Source organism: Clostridium pacaense (assembly GCF_020709765.2).
Taxonomy (GTDB): domain Bacteria; phylum Bacillota; class Clostridia; order Lachnospirales; family Lachnospiraceae; genus Enterocloster; species Enterocloster hominis.
The window spans coordinates 207662-222822 of sequence record NZ_JAJFEB020000003.1 but is presented as its reverse complement, the minus strand read 5'-3'; the positions used below and the strand labels follow the sequence as shown (position 1 = coordinate 222822).

Annotated in this window: 12 protein-coding genes; 2 read left to right on the top strand and 10 right to left on the bottom strand. The window is 51.6% G+C overall.

All coding sequences use genetic code 11. The features are described 5' to 3' along the window. Nucleotides 1-99: 99 nt before the first annotated feature. The 8 genes from LK536_RS37100 to LK536_RS37065 form a co-directional block, all read right to left on the bottom strand. Entirely contained in the window at nucleotides 100-1767 is a 1668-nt protein-coding gene (locus LK536_RS37100) for a Na/Pi cotransporter family protein (protein ID WP_008721574.1), read from the bottom strand. A gap of 387 nt (nucleotides 1768-2154) precedes the next feature. Beyond that, nucleotides 2155-3354, bottom strand: a complete 1200-nt coding sequence (locus tag LK536_RS37095; RefSeq protein WP_227795275.1) for an MFS transporter — start codon at nucleotides 3352-3354, stop codon at nucleotides 2155-2157. Nucleotides 3355-3656: 302 nt separating this feature from the next. After that, nucleotides 3657-4631, bottom strand: coding sequence for an ABC transporter permease (locus LK536_RS37090; RefSeq protein ID WP_008721570.1), 975 nt, complete (start codon nucleotides 4629-4631; stop codon nucleotides 3657-3659). 16 nt (nucleotides 4632-4647) lie between these two features. Continuing rightward, nucleotides 4648-6156 carry a sugar ABC transporter ATP-binding protein gene (locus LK536_RS37085; protein ID WP_008721568.1) on the bottom strand — a complete coding sequence of 503 codons (1509 nt, stop codon included), beginning with the start codon at nucleotides 6154-6156 and terminating at the stop codon, nucleotides 4648-4650. 73 nt (nucleotides 6157-6229) lie between these two features. Next, nucleotides 6230-7366 carry a substrate-binding domain-containing protein gene (locus tag LK536_RS37080; RefSeq protein WP_025483391.1) on the bottom strand — a complete coding sequence of 379 codons (1137 nt, stop codon included), beginning with the start codon at nucleotides 7364-7366 and terminating at the stop codon, nucleotides 6230-6232. A 55-nt stretch (nucleotides 7367-7421) separates the two neighbouring features. Beyond that, nucleotides 7422-7865: an RbsD/FucU family protein gene (locus LK536_RS37075; RefSeq protein WP_008721565.1), complete on the bottom strand. Its 444-nt coding sequence runs from the start codon at nucleotides 7863-7865 to the stop codon at nucleotides 7422-7424. A 47-nt stretch (nucleotides 7866-7912) separates the two neighbouring features. Next, nucleotides 7913-8833, bottom strand: a complete 921-nt coding sequence (rbsK, locus tag LK536_RS37070; protein ID WP_227795274.1) for a ribokinase — start codon at nucleotides 8831-8833, stop codon at nucleotides 7913-7915. Then, complete coding sequence (locus LK536_RS37065) at nucleotides 8826-9878, bottom strand: LacI family DNA-binding transcriptional regulator (RefSeq protein WP_008721562.1); 1053 nt, start codon at nucleotides 9876-9878, stop codon at nucleotides 8826-8828. The genes rbsK and LK536_RS37065 overlap by 8 nt, the downstream gene beginning before the upstream one ends. Before the next feature lie 281 nt (nucleotides 9879-10159). Here LK536_RS37065 and deoC point away from each other — a divergent pair, with 281 nt between their 5' ends. Beyond that, nucleotides 10160-10795 carry a deoxyribose-phosphate aldolase gene (gene deoC / locus LK536_RS37060; RefSeq protein ID WP_008721559.1) on the top strand — a complete coding sequence of 212 codons (636 nt, stop codon included), beginning with the start codon at nucleotides 10160-10162 and terminating at the stop codon, nucleotides 10793-10795. Nucleotides 10796-10997: 202 nt separating this feature from the next. After that, nucleotides 10998-12101 carry a KamA family radical SAM protein gene (locus LK536_RS37055; protein ID WP_227795273.1) on the top strand — a complete coding sequence of 368 codons (1104 nt, stop codon included), beginning with the start codon at nucleotides 10998-11000 and terminating at the stop codon, nucleotides 12099-12101. 661 nt (nucleotides 12102-12762) lie between these two features. Here LK536_RS37055 and LK536_RS37050 read toward each other — a convergent pair. Together LK536_RS37050 and fucO are read right to left on the bottom strand one after the other, a co-directional pair. Further along, nucleotides 12763-13557 carry a carbohydrate-binding protein gene (locus LK536_RS37050; RefSeq protein ID WP_227795272.1) on the bottom strand — a complete coding sequence of 265 codons (795 nt, stop codon included), beginning with the start codon at nucleotides 13555-13557 and terminating at the stop codon, nucleotides 12763-12765. A 235-nt stretch (nucleotides 13558-13792) separates the two neighbouring features. Next, nucleotides 13793-14941 (bottom strand): lactaldehyde reductase, encoded by a 1149-nt coding sequence (gene fucO / locus LK536_RS37045; protein WP_008721552.1) that lies wholly within the window; start codon nucleotides 14939-14941, stop codon nucleotides 13793-13795. Nucleotides 14942-15161: the final 220 nt, after the last annotated feature.

The following is a 15161-nucleotide window of genomic DNA, read 5'->3' as shown; positions in this document are numbered from 1 at the left end:
GTGCGCCGCCGGGCGCACACCCATAAAAGAACGGCTTTCAGGAATCTATTTTCCTGAAAGCCGTTCTTTTTATTCCGGACATGCCATGCAGCCATGTCCTTAAGCAATCGCCGCCGCTGTCTGTCCCCTGTCCCCAGACCATTCAATGGCAGCATAGGCCTGGGCAATGTTCAGCATATGGTCCCCGATCCTTTCATAATCCGTCAGCATTTCCGAATACAGGATGGAGGATTCCACATTGCAGTTCCCGTCCCTCATACGGTCAATCTGGTTCTGGCGGAACTTCAGGGTGATATCGTCAATGCGCTGTTCAATCTCCTCAGCCGTCGACAGTTTAAATTCCGGATTCCCCTGTGCAGCCATGCGCAGAAGCTCCATGCCCTCCCGGCAGGTTTCTTCCATAACCTGGAACTCCTTTTTGGCATAACCGGAGAATGCCAGGCTCTTCTGCTCTATGGTTTCCGCGTACTCCGCCAGGTTCATGGCGTGGTCCCCAATCCGCTCGATATTTCCCAGAATGGAATACATACGGTTTAAGGTATCCACATCCTTTGGCGTCTGGTCCAGTACCAGGATTTTGGATATTTTCTTGGAAATCCTTACATTGCTAAGGTCAATCTCTTCTTCCCTCTCCTCAATCCCCTGGATTCCCTCCTTGCCAGTCCCGTTGGCAACCGCCATGAAGCTTTCCGATACATTCCTGGCAGCCACATCCATCATAAGGGTAATCTCATCATGAATCTGGTTAATTGCAATGGTAGACACGCCCAGATGATGTTTGGAAGCCATAAGGTCCTCGAACCACCGGTCCGCATCCTTCACAGGAACCTGCCTGTCAGGAAGGATTGCAATGGCAATCCGCTCCAGCAGGGTGCCGAAGGGCAGCAGGATCAGCGTGGTGCTTACATTGAATATCGTATGGACATTGGCAATCTGCGCCACCGGGTTGCCCGGGGTCAGGCCTGCCACGAAATCCGTAAACGGCGTAAGGATGCACAGAATCACAAACAGCGTGGTTCCAATCACATTAAACATCAGATGGATGACCGTTGTCCTCTTGGCATTCCTGCTCGTTCCCACGCTTGCCAAAAGAGCCGTGATACAGGTACCGATGTTCTGTCCGAAGAGCACGAACACCGCGCTGTGGATATCAATCACCCCTCCCATGGCCAGCGCCTGGAGGATGCCGACGGAGGCTGAGGAAGACTGGATTACCGCCGTGAACACAGCGCCTACCAGGATTCCCAGGATGGGATTGGAGAACTTGGTTACCATATGGATGAATGTCTGGGAATCCCGGAGCGGGACCATGGCATCGCTCATCATCCCCATTCCGATGAACAGCACGCCGATACCTGCAATGATGCCGCCCACATGCTGGACCTTTTTGTTCTTCATGAAAATCAGGAGCATGACGCCCACAAATGCAATCAGCGGCGCAAGGGCCCCGATGTCCAGGGCAATCAGCTGTCCGGTAATGGTGGTACCCACGTTGGCTCCCATGATAATCCAGACAGCCTGCTTAAGTGTCATCAGGCCGGAATTAACAAACCCCACCGTCATGACCGTGGTTGCCGATGAGGACTGGATTAAAGCCGTTATCCCCGCTCCCACCAGCACACCCAAAAAGCGGTTAGCTGTGAGACGTTCCAATATCTGTTTCATCCGGTTGCCGGCCACCGCCTCCAGATTACTGCTCATCATCTGCATGCCGTACATGAACAGCGCCAGACCTCCAAGCAGGCTTAATACCAATTCTACTCCCATGTGTTTTCTCCTTTTGTTTAAGAGGATAGGAAAGCTCCTACATTATCATTATATGGATAATACCGGAATGCCCAGGTAAAAATGGCGCAAAAATAAGGCAGGGCCCGCCATCTTCGGTTAAAAGATCGCAGGTCATGCCTTCTATATCGCACAGTTGCGGCGTCCATTCAGGTGGGCGGATTTCATGATAATCTGTAGCCTCTTTTCCTGTTGTTTATCAAATCTTTACTTATTCTTAACACATACTCATTATACGGGATATTTCATATATCGTCAATATGGCTTCCCGCTCCCAATGTAAAGTCTATGTAAAGTATGTGTAAAATTTTATGGAAGCATACAGTTATTTACAAATTACCTTGAAAATCCCCTCCCCATATTATCCAATTATTGATTATATTCCTTTTTTCGTCCCCCACGCATGACACGGAGCAGCCCCAATACCAGCACAGCCGGAATCCAGGCAGCCACAGCCAGTCCGGATTTCATGCCGCCCTCTGCCGCCCCTGACACCAGACCCACCAGCGTGGGACCGGCAGAGCATCCCAGGTCGCCTGCCAGGGCCAGAAGCGCGAACATGGCAGTGCCTCCCCTGGGACAGCTGGCCGATGCAAGGGAAAATGCGCCCGGCCACAGGATTCCCACGGAAAGCCCGCACAGGCCGCAGCCCAAAAGCGCCAGGGCCGGGTCAGGCCCATAGGCGGCCAGCAGATAGCTGAACACGCACAGCAGGGCGCTGATGGTCATGAAAACAGGCAGCTGGATCTTCTCGCTGTATTTGGCATACAACGCCCTGGATAATCCCATAAGCACGGAAAACATACAGGGGCCGGCCAGGTCCCCCATGGTTTTGGATACCTTAAGCCCTGACTCCGCAAAGGCGGAAGCCCACTGGCTCATGGCCTGTTCCGAAGCACCTGCGCAGACAAAGATAAATGCAAACAGCCAGAACACCCGGTTTCCCGCCAGTTCCCGGATCCCCATCCCATCACCGTCCTCCACCAATGAAAGAATCGGAACCCTGGCAAAAACCAGCGCATTGACAGCAGGGACCAGTGCCCACAAAAGCGCCAGGATCCGCCAGTTCCCCACTCCTGCCACGGTAAAGAACAGGGTGGAGCCAAGCACCACCGCAACCGCCCCCCAGCAGTAAAAGGAGTGCAGAAGGCTCATGGCCGCATCCTTCTTACCGGTAGGGCACGCCTCCACGATGGGGCTGATCAGCACCTCGATTATCCCTCCCCCGATTGCATACAGGCACACGCACACCACAAGGCCCGCAAAATGCCCGGGCACCAGGTCCGGGATAAAGGCCAGTCCCGCCAATCCCGCAGCCGCAAAGATATGGGCCGCAACAATACAGGTGCGGTAGCCGATACGGTCCACAAACCTGGCGGACAGAAGGTCTACCAGCAGCTGAATCCCAAAATTCACGGTCACTAACAGGGTAATCCTCCCCAGGGATATCCCGAACGCGCCCTGGAACGTAAGGAATAACAGGGGCGCAAAATTATTGACAATGGCCTGTACCACATAGCCTGTGCAGCTGGCTTTCAGGGTACAATTGTAATTGCTGCTTAAAGACATGCATGTCCTCCTCCGGCTTGCTGTAAATCCTATGGGGCGTCCTGCGCATGTCCTGCCTGTCCGCTCCATATCCAAATATCTCCTACTATACTTTGCCCGGAGCCGGACGTCAATCCTTTTCCATCTGCTTTTCCATAAAAAACAGGTGCGGCCATGTCTGGAAACTGCCCCAGTCCATAACCGCACCAACCATCTGCCGTCCTATACCGCCGTCCTATGCCGCTGTCCTATGCGGCCTCCCATGCTGCTGTCCTATGCAGCCGTCCATACCGCCGTCCTATGCAGCCTTCCATACCGCTGTCCTATGCCTTCTTCCTGTTCTTCACCATGTCCATGGTGACCGCGAACACAATCAGCACGCCGCTGGTAATCTCCAGCACATGGGTATTCAGCCCAAACTGCACGCCGGCGTTGTTAATGAGTACCATCAGGATGGTTCCAAGAAGGGTCCCGCTGACAGCCCCGCGTCCGCCTGAAAGGGATGCGCCGCCGATTACGGCTGCAGCAATGGCGTTCATGTCGTAGCCCTCGCCTCCGGTGGGAAGGGCGCTCTGTACACGGGCGGCCAGCATGATGCCTGCTATGCCGTAGAGCAGTCCTGCAAAGGCGTAGACGGAATAGAACATTTTCCTGACCTTGATACCGCTCAGCTTGGCAACCTCCACGCCGCTTCCGATGACATACAGGTTCCTTCCGAATACCGTGTAGCGGAGGATCAGGAACACCACCAGGGCCACTACCGCCCAGATGATGGCCAGGGCGGGCAGCAGTCCGAAGAAGCTGTTGTTGCCCATGTTGAGGATCCTCTCGTCCAGGCCGCTGACCGTCAGGGCCTTGCTGATAATCTTGATGATACCCCGGATGATGGTGGACATACCCAGGGTTGCAATCATGGGGGGAACCTTGAAATCATAGACAATGATGCCGTTGGCAAAACCAGCAGCAATGGCAAACATGACAGCTATCAGCAGCGTCAGGTAGAAGTTCATGCCCGTGTCGCGCTGGAGCAGCGCCAGGACCATACAGGAAAGGCCCGTGATGGCGCCGCCGCTGATATCAATCCCTCCGGTGGTGATGATCATGGTCTGGGCCACTGCCAGGACGCCGATGATGGCACACTGCTTCATCAGGTTTGTTATATTGTAAACACTAAAGAAATTATCCGTACAAACAGACGTTATTACAAATAAAGCCACAATGATGACTCCCAGCGTAAATTCCGTCTGCTGGAATACACTGGTAAGCGAACTGCCCTTTCCAACCTTTGACTTGCCCATACTATTCCTCCTATGACTAACCTTCCACAGACGCCCTGCGCAGGACATCCTCTTCTCTCAAGGTCAACAATTCTTCTTTATTAAACTCCCCGGTAATCCTTCCCTGGGCCATGACAATGAGGCGGTCCGCCAGTCCCATGACCTCCGGCAGGTAGGAAGAGATAAGAATGATGCTCCTGCCCTGTTCGGTCAGCTTTTCCATCAGCTTATAGATTTCTTCCTTGGCGCCCACGTCCACGCCCACGGTCGGCTCATCGAAGATCAGCACATCCGGGTCGCGGCAGAGCAACTTGGCGATTACCACTTTCTGCTGGTTGCCGCCGGAAAGGTTGCCCACCAGCTGCATGACATTGGGCGTCTTTACATTGACACGTTTGGAGAAATCCTCCGCCCTCTCCTGCTCCTTTTTAAGGGAAATGATTCCCCGGCTGCTGATCATATCGTAAGAGTTCATGTTGATGTTCGTCTTAATCGGCAGCTGGAGGGCCAGTCCGTCCGCGCGCCTGTCCTCGGTCAAAAAGCAGATCCCATGCTGCATGGCGTCGCTGGGATTCTTGATAATCACCTTCTGTCCCTTGACGTACACATTGCCGGTAAGCCTGCGTTCCACGCCGCAAAGCGCCCGCATGATCTCACTGCGCCCGGCTCCCACCAGGCCCACAAAGCCCAGTATCTCGCCTTTATGCACGGTAAAATTAATGTCCTTAAAATGGCTGCTGTCGCTGAAATCCTCCACCCTCAGGACTTCCTCCCCCGGCTCCTGGCGTTTGATATTATAGATATCGGACATTTCCCGTCCGACCATCATCCGTATGAGGGAATCCTTGGTGACCTGGCCGATTGGTTTTGTATCCACATAGGTGCCATCCTTGAGCACGGTCACGCTGTCGCAGATATCCATGATTTCCTCCAAACGGTGGGAAATATAAATGATACTGACGCCATTTTCCTTTAACTCCTTGATGAAGCGGAACAGCACCTCCACTTTTTCATTCTCAAGCAATGCCGTGGGCTCGTCAAAGATTACAATCCGTATGTCGTCATTGACAGAAATCTTGCTGATGGTCACCATGGCCTGCATGGCAATGGGCAGCTTCCTGATCTTGTCCCTGGGGTCCACGTTCATCTCAAATTTGTCAATAATCTTCTTGCTGTCATCCGCCATTTTCCTCCAGTCAACAGCCCCCAGCTTTGTGCGGGGCTGCCGGCCCAGGTAATAGTTCTCGGCAATGCTCAGGTCAGGCGCGATATTGACATGCTGGTAATTGGCGTAAACGCCATGGCTCTGGGCTTCCAGAGCATTTGTATTCACAATCCACTGGTCGTTGTAGTGCATGGAAATCTGGCCCTCGTCCGGCTTCTCCACCCCCATGATACATTTAATCAGGGTGGACTTTCCGGCTCCGTTCTCGCCTACCAGTGCACGGACCTCGCCTTTTTTTATCTCGAAGCTGACATCATTCAGTGCCGTCACGCCGGGATAAAACTTACTGATATGTTCAATCTTTAAAATCGTATCCTGCATTGACTTATCCCCTTTTATAAAAAGGAGGCAGTCCTAAAACAGCCTCCTTTTAACAGTAACTGAAACCCATGGATTACTTTTTGAGACGTGTCGGATCAAGGAGATCCTGCATATCCTTATCATTCATGTTGGCACTTGTGATGACAACAGGAGGACAGTTCACCTGTTTGGCGGACTCTGGATTTGACCCGTTAATTAACGTCTGAATGGCATTCTCCATGCACTTGTAGCCCTGTGCGTAGGCATCCTGGACAATGATTGCATCCAGGGAACCATTTCCAAGAGCAGCAATCTCAGTATCATCTGAGTCAACTGCAACGGAAACAATCTTGTCGCCGATTCCGGCTGCCTGTACTGCCAGGCACACGCCGTCGCCTGTAATGTTGTTGCCGGAATACATACCGATCAGTTCAGAACCAAAGGTGGAAATGATATTCTCAGCATTGGCCTGTGATGTCTCCACCACGTTGCCGTTGTAATATGTATCGGTCAGGGTAAGTTCGGGGGCATTGGCTGCCATGTAGTCGCGGAAGCTCTGGATACGGTGGTTCAACGCCTCGTTCTCAACGTTCATGTTGATGCCGATGGTTCCCTTGGTCTTGTCCATCCCCTTGGCATCCATTGCATCCAGGAAGGCCTGGGCAGCCATCTCGCCGATGGTGTCATTGGAGCAGTAATAGAACTGGTTGTAATCCTCCTCATGGGCGCCGTCGTCCCCAACCCCAAGGCCGCAGTTGACAAAGTTCAGCACGATCCCGTTCTGGGTTGCTTCCTTTGCCTTCGGGACCGTTGCGTCGATTGCAAGGGTGGCTGTGACGATTGCGTCCGGTTTCTTGGCAATACACTGTTCAAATGCAGTTACATAGTCCTCTGTCTGGCTTTCCTCAGCCGGTCCCACGGTGGAGAATTCAATCTTAACCCCTTCCTTCTCCTCCATGTCCTTCATGGCGTTCTCAATCCCAATGCCCACATAGGTCCAGAACTGGGACGCGGTGGACGGCGTCAGGTAGATGATGCTGTAGGTCTTGCCTTCTGCTGATTCCGGGGCCTTGGTATCTTCCGCCTTAGCCTCTGCCTTGGTGTCCTGGGCAGCCGGTGCAGCGGTGGATGCCGGTGCGTCCGCCTTCTTGCCTCCGCATGCAGCCAGCGATAATACCATGGCTGATGCCAGCAGGACTGATGTTGCTTTCTTTGCTAAACCTTTCTTCATAAGTTAATCCTCCTTCTCTAAATAAACGATTGTTCCCCAACAATCATTGGTTACATTACATGACACCCTTCTGTAAGATAAAGCATCCGTAAGGCTGGCGTTCGCTGGTGCACACGGTCACATAAGCCCGGCCGGCCTTCTCATAAAACTTACTGCGCTCAATCTCCCCCACAATCTTCGGCGCATACCCGTTCTTAACCACTGCATCAATTGCATCGTCCCACACCTTTGGCCTGTCCATGGAAATGCCGGAGTCCTTGTCAGGAATCATGTATTCCACCGGATATTCGCAGTAATCCACATCCAGAGGCATCAGCTTTAAGATGTCCTCAATCATATCCGCGGCGCTGTTGCCCTTGGCCTGTATGCTGACCCCGCCCGGGGTCTTGGTGATGGGCGGATAAAAATCATCCGCGATGATGAGTAAATCCCCATGGCCCATGTCGGCCAGGGCTTTTAACAGGTCTGAACTGATTCTTGTAGGTATACCTTTTAACATATTCATTTCCTCCTCATTCTGTCACTCAGCGTCTGTTCCCCAGGCGCTTAGTTTCTCTCTAAAAATGCATCTATGTCCTCACGCACCGGCATGGACGGGGTGGTCCCCAGCTTCTGGACCGACAACGCAGCAAGTCCATTGGCAAACCGCACTGCTTCCCATATACCCTTCCCCTCCGCAAGGGCTGCCAGGAGGCCTCCGTTAAAGGCGTCCCCTGCCCCGGTAGTATCAACGGCATCCACCTTAAATGCGGGCACAATCTCTTCCCTGCCGTCCGATGAAACAAATACCCCCCTTGATCCAAGGGTTATGATGACCTTCTTCACACCCTTGTCATAGAAGAACCCTGCCGCCTTCCTGGCGGACTCCAGGTCCGATACCGGGATACCGGTCAGTTCCTCTGCCTCCACCTCGTTGGGCGTCACCATGTAAACCTTGGACAGGAACTCATCCGTTATGGCGGAATACGGCGCCGTGTTCACAATCACCTTACATCCATAGCGGGCCGCCATGTCCACCACCATCTCATTGGCATCCTGGTTCACTTCCAATTGAAGGAGGACATACTCGGATTCCTTAATAATGGATTCAATACTGTCAATCTCCTCCCTGGTAATGGTATTGCAGGCGCCCGGTACAATGATGATCTCATTCTGGCTGGTGTTCTCGTCCACCAGGATCAGGGCAATTCCTGTCTCCTTGTCATCTGAGAAAAAGATGTGGTCCTTGTCCATCCCCAGTTCTGTCATGGTATCAAGTGCAACATTGGCAAAGCTGTCCCTTCCAAGCTTTGTCATCATGATCACATCTGCCCCTGCCTTGTGTGCGGCAACGCACTGGTTAAATCCCTTTCCCCCTGGCCCCATCTTGAACATGGAACCCTTCACCGTCTCCCCCGGTACCGGAAGGTGCGGGCTTCTCGCCATCAGGTCAACTACAAAACTGCCAAATACAGCAACCTTACTCATCCTGTTTCTCCTCCTGAAATTCTTTATGTTTTTCTGAGCCGCGCTTAATCAGGCCCGTCTTTACCAGATTCCTCTGTATGATCAGCTTTTCCCCCATCATCTCCTCTCCGTCCTGGAACCTTCTCTCCAGAATCCTCATGGCCTCGCATCCCATCTCATAGACGGGTCTTGTAACGGCAGTCAGATGTGTGTCCGTGTATTCCAGTTCCTTGATGTCGTCAAATCCCACCACCGATATGTCCCTGCCCAGCTTAAGGCGGCGTTCCTTCAGGCATCTTAAGCATCCCAGGGTTGTCATGTTATTCGATGAAAATACCGCCGTGGGCGGGTCATCCATGTCCAGAAGCTTCATCATGGCCTTGTAAGAATCCTCTTCCATGAAGTTGCCGCATATGATGTAATCCTTGTTGACAGGTATCCCGTGATTCTCCAGCGCTTTCTTATATCCCTTCAGGCGCTCATGGCCCGGCCTGGAGGTGCTTGGGCCTGTGATGATGGCTATCTTCCTGTGGCCTTCCTGTATCAGGCACTCCACTGCCCCGGCAGCGCCCTCCGCGTCCTCGGAAAACACCCCGTCAAACCTTCCATTCCTGATATCCCGGTCAATGAGCACCACCGGAACCCCCTGGGCCTCAAACTCTTCCAGCCTTAAAGCAGTCTCCTGGTCGCACTCCGACACAGGGATTATGATCAGGCCCTTAATCATCTCAATCTTCAGGGAATCCAGTATCTTGTGTTCCCGCTGCGTATTCTCCGCCGTACCGAACATGAACACGTTGTAATCATTATCCATGGCCTTGTCGGATATCCCATGAAGGATCTTGCTGAAAAACGGGTTCTCAATATCCGGGACCATAAACGCGATGTTCCTGGATATACCCACGCTCAGGTTGCGCGCCACCATGTTGGGGGAATAATTCTTACCCTTGATGACTTCCAATATCTTGTTCCTTGTCTCCTCCTTCACGTTCCTGTGGTTGTTCAGGACCCTGGAAACGGTGGCCGGGGAAACGCCTGCCTCTTTGGCAATATCATATATGTTCATACACTCTTCCCATACATCCAATCTTTCTTGAAACCGCTTTCATCATTACAATTTTAAAATAGCATATTTTTTCCCCCTTGTCAACATTAATTTATATTTTTATTGTGCAAATTACATCATTTTTCAAAATTATTTACACTATTTTGTGCAATTATCACATCATATTTTACTGCTTTTCATTTCATAATTCGTGTAACCGATTTCACTTGAAAATATTTATGGTTTGTGCTATGCTTTTAATATCAAAAATCGGCTCTGCTGTAAAAAAAGGAGAGAAAATAATGGAAATTGCAAAAATGATTGACCACACCATGCTGAAGGCTGACGCCACGACCGAAACCATCACACGCTACTGCGGGGAAGCCCGGGAACACGGCTTTGCCTCCGTATGCGTCAACAGCTGTCATGTTCCCTTGGTATCGTCCCTGTTAAAGGGTTCCGATGTCAAGACCTGCTGTGTGGTAGGTTTCCCCCTGGGAGCCATGCTCACCACGGCCAAGGCATACGAGGCCGCGCAATCCGTGAAGGCCGGCGCCCACGAAGTCGACATGGTCATCAATATCGGCGCTGTCAAAGATAAGAACTGGGATTTTGTAAGGGATGACATCAAGGCAGTGGTTGAGGCGTCCAAGCCCGCCATCGTAAAAGTAATCATAGAGACATGCCTTCTGACAGACGAGGAGAAGGTAAAGGCCTGCCAGCTGTCCGAAGAAGCAGGCGCTGCCTTTGTAAAGACCTCCACCGGATTTTCCACTGGAGGAGCCACCCTCGAGGACATAAGACTCATGCGCAGGACAGTAGGCGACAGACTCCAGGTAAAGGCCAGCGGCGGCATCCGCACACCGGAATTTGCAAAAGAACTGGTGGAAGCCGGAGCAGACCGGATTGGTGCCGGGAACGGTATTGTCCTGCTGTAAAGCTATATATCCCCTTTTTAAGCGCCACATGCAGCCATCCAGGCTGTGTGTGGCGCTTTCCATTTCCATGAATGGAAATGAAATCCAAATCACTTTATACTTTTTTATAAAAGTTTATACTTTCTTTATATTTTATTCATAGGACGATGTTTCTCCGTCTGTTATAATTTTATGTGAACTAAATAATGAAGGGGATGATTACATGAATTGGAAAGAAGAAGTGAGAACCAATATTACAAAAGCCAGTGAACTGAGGGAGTACATGGACCTGACGGATTCCCAGGTAGAACATCTTGACAGGATACTCAGCCAGTTCCCCATGACGGTCACGCGGTACTACCTGTCCCTAATCAACTGGGACAACCCATTTACAGACCCGGTGTTCCGGATGTGCATACCATCCATTGAGGAAACAGACTTAAGCGGGGACTTTGATACCAGCGGGGAAGCAGACAACACGGTCATATCCGGCTTACAGCACAAATACAGCCAGACAGCGCTCATACTTTCCACCCACCGCTGCGCCATGTACTGCAGGCATTGTTTCCGGAAACGTCTGGTAGGCATCTCCGATGATGAAACCGCTGACAACATAGAGGAAATGGCTTCCTATGTAAGCCAGCACAGCGAAATCAGCAACATCCTCATATCCGGCGGCGATGCATTCCTAAACAGCAATCAGGTCATCAGACGGTATCTGGAACAATTCAGTTCCATCCCCCACCTGGACCTGATACGGTTCGGCACCCGCACCCCTGTGGTCCTTCCCATGAGAATCTATGATGACCCTGAACTTCTGGCTCTTCTCAAAACCTATACACAGAAAAAGCAGATCTATGTGGTTACCCAGTTTAACCATCCAAATGAAATAACCCATGAAGCCAGAAAAGCCATAAAGGCCCTGCTGGACTCAGGAATCGTTGTCAAAAACCAGACCGTCCTGCTAAAGGGAGTAAACGACAACAGCCAGACCCTGGGGCTTCTGTTAAAAGACCTGACACGCTGCGGCGTGATTCCCTATTACATCTTCCAGTGCCGCCCCGTATCCGGAGTCAAAAACCAGTTCCAGCTCCCCCTGAAGCAAGGCTACGAAATCGTAGAAGCCGCCAAGCACCTGCAAAACGGCCAGGGCAAATGCATCCGCTACGCCATGTCCCATGTAACAGGAAAAATCGAAATACTGGGTCCAATGCCGGACGGCAAGATGCTCTTCAAATACCATCAGGCCAAATACGACCGCGACAAAGGAAGGATCTTCACAAAAGACCTAGCCCCAGGACAGGCCTGGTTGGATGACAGCATCTGAACCTTATCTGATAAAACCTTATCTGATTTAACCTGAACCAGCTTAAATCTGACCAGCTTAAACCTGACCAGCTTAACCTAGCCAGAACTCAAAGAACGCCAAAGCCAAAGTCCATACAAAAATCAGGCTTACCTATCTCTTGACCCATCACCGGCCAGGCCCGCCCCAAAAGCACACAGCACCTGCCGCCATCAAGAAACCATCAGCGCCGGAAATCCAATTTTTCTTTCCGGATGCGTGTTTGACACACATCGCGCCCGGAATCCCCAGTCTGCGGAGCGGGCCAGGGCGGGCCTTGTCCCAGGAGGGGTGGGCGGAGCCGGGTGGATTCCTCAGGGCGGTGGTGGCTGGAACGCATAGTGCAGGAGGGAGCAGCTTCTTAGGTTCTGGCAAGCTAAAAGACGGGGGTGGATTCTTGCCTCAAAGCAAGAATCCAAGGTGCTCTGAGCTGAGAAAATCCTTCAGGATTTCTCAGCGAATAGCACCGATTCCCCGTCTTTTAGCTTGTCAGGGCCTTAGAGTGTGTTTGAAGCTGCCCCTCCGGAACCCAGCGTCCCAGCCACCGCCGCCCTGAGGAATCCACCCGGCTGCGACCGCCCCGCCACTGGGACAAGGCCCGTCCTGGCCCGCTCCGCGGACGCAGCACTCACCGCCCCATCCGTCAACCACCCATCTCCACCCCATACACCTCCATCTGTGTCAACGCCGGAAACGGTGACGGGTCATCTGCCTTTATAAGCCGACCAAAGCTAAGCCAGGAAATCCCCTGCCGCTTCAAGGGAATGACATGCGGCTCCACGCTCTTCTCCAGGCTGACAGTCTCCTCCGTCCCATCAGAGAATGTGAAGGTCACGCTTTCCCACCAGTTATCATGGGGGAAATCCGCCCTTGTATAAAGTACAATCTTATCAAAATCCACCGGACGTCCGAAGTCCAGCGTCATCTGTGCATCATCCTGCTGGTTGATTCCCCATGACTCATAAGGCCATTTTCCATGGGACAGGTTAGCCGTCACGCCGTCAATGGCGTTGCGGGCAGCGAACACGGCTTCCCCCCTGGTCTCCACATTCGCATAGGCATGGGGATAATATCCATGTTCCCCGTGCTGGTCCATCACATTCTTTGCCAGGTTTTTGTAAGCTCTAATCTCATAGTCAGCAGCATACCGGATGGTCAGGTAATGACGTTCCCCTGTAAAGGATTTCGGATTATAGGATGTCTTTTTTTCTGCAAATGGTATGTCATAGGCCAATACATCCTCCGTTGCATAGATATAGGATTCATCCATTGTATCGTCTACACGCACAATATAAAAGCGGTTCTTCTCGGGCAGGCAAAACTCAATCCTGTCCCCTTCCTCATACTCCCCTTTCCAGGCCAGGACTGCCTGTGAGGCCCCCTCCATGGACGCCTTCATCTCATTATCTTTGTTTAAAACTGTAATTTTAAATGCCATATATGCCTCCAGATATTTAGAATGTTTTATAGATTGTATCACATGGCCGTGGAAGTTGCCATGTACATTTTTCATGGTTAAATACAATTTATCCTTCCCGGACCAGCATATCCAAATAAAGCGGATACAGCGCCCTGCCGGCGACATATCCGCTTTATCATCTAACTTGTCTTATCCGTTATCCTGATACTTATCCCCATATGGGACTTCCAAATCCCCGGTCCTTGTCCGGGTATTACATCAGTGACAGATACAGGTTCTTGATGTCCTCCAGGGTCGGATCCTTTGGATTGCCCGGACGGCATGCGTCATCCATGGCTGACTGGGACAGGAAGTCCACGTCCTCCGGCTTAAGGATTTCCTTTAAATCAGCAGGGATGCCCACATCTGCGGACAGCTTCTTCACTGCATCCACGGCTGCCTTGCGGTACTCGTCCTGGCTCATGTCCTCCACGCCTTCAACGCCCATTGCGATAGCAATATCCCTGAACTTGGTTCCTGTGCACGGCGCATTGTATTCCATGACAGTCGGAAGGATGATTGCATTGGCAACGCCATGAGGAGTATCATATAATGCCCCCAGTCCATGGGCCATGGAATGGACGATTCCCAGACCACAGTTGGAAAATCCCATGCCGGTAAGGTACTGTCCAAGGGCCATACCTTCCCTGCCCTCGGGCTTGTTCTCTACAGCATCGCGCAGGCTGCGGGCAATGACCTCAATTGCCTTTAAATTGAACATATCCGTCATTTCCCAGGCTCCCTTGGTGGTGTAGCCCTCGATTGCGTGGGTCAGCGCATCCATTCCGGTTGCCGCGGTCAGTCCCTTTGGCATGGAGGACATCATTTCCGGATCCACCACTGCAACAACAGGGATATCATGTGTATCCACACATACGAATTTACGCTTTTTCTCAACATCCGTGATTACGTAGTTGATGGTAACCTCTGCCGCGGTTCCGGCTGTGGTTGGAACTGCAATGATTGGAACACATGGGTTCTTGGTAGGTGCAACGCCCTCCAGGCTTCTCACATCCTCGAATTCAGGGTTGGTAATGATGACGCCGATGGCCTTGGATGTATCCATGGAGGAGCCTCCGCCGATGGCAATGATATAATCAGCCCCGGAAGCCTTAAATGCAGCAACGCCTGTCTGTACGTTCTCAATGGTGGGATTGGGTTTGATATTGGAATAAATCTCATAGGCAAGGCCTGCGTCCTCCAATACCTTTGTCACCTTGCTGGTTACGTTAAACTTAATCAGGTCCGGGTCAGAGCAGACAAATGCCTTCTTGAATCCTCTTGCCTTTGCCTCATTGGCAATCTCTGCGATTGCGCCTGCGCCGTGATAGGATGTCTCATTTAATACAATTCTGTTTGCCATGATTTACCTCTCCTTCTCTTATAAAATGCGTCCGGAATGTTCCGCCGCAATTGCCTGTTTCATTTGTTAATATTATAACAACGGCAGTGGAAAAATAAAAGTGACAAACATCTCTGTCTGTCACTTTTTCTCTGTTTTTGTGCAGCTTTACTATTTTCATTGTGTACTATTACCAGTTTGCTTCATTGACCGGTTTACGCTTTTTCCATGATTCCGACAC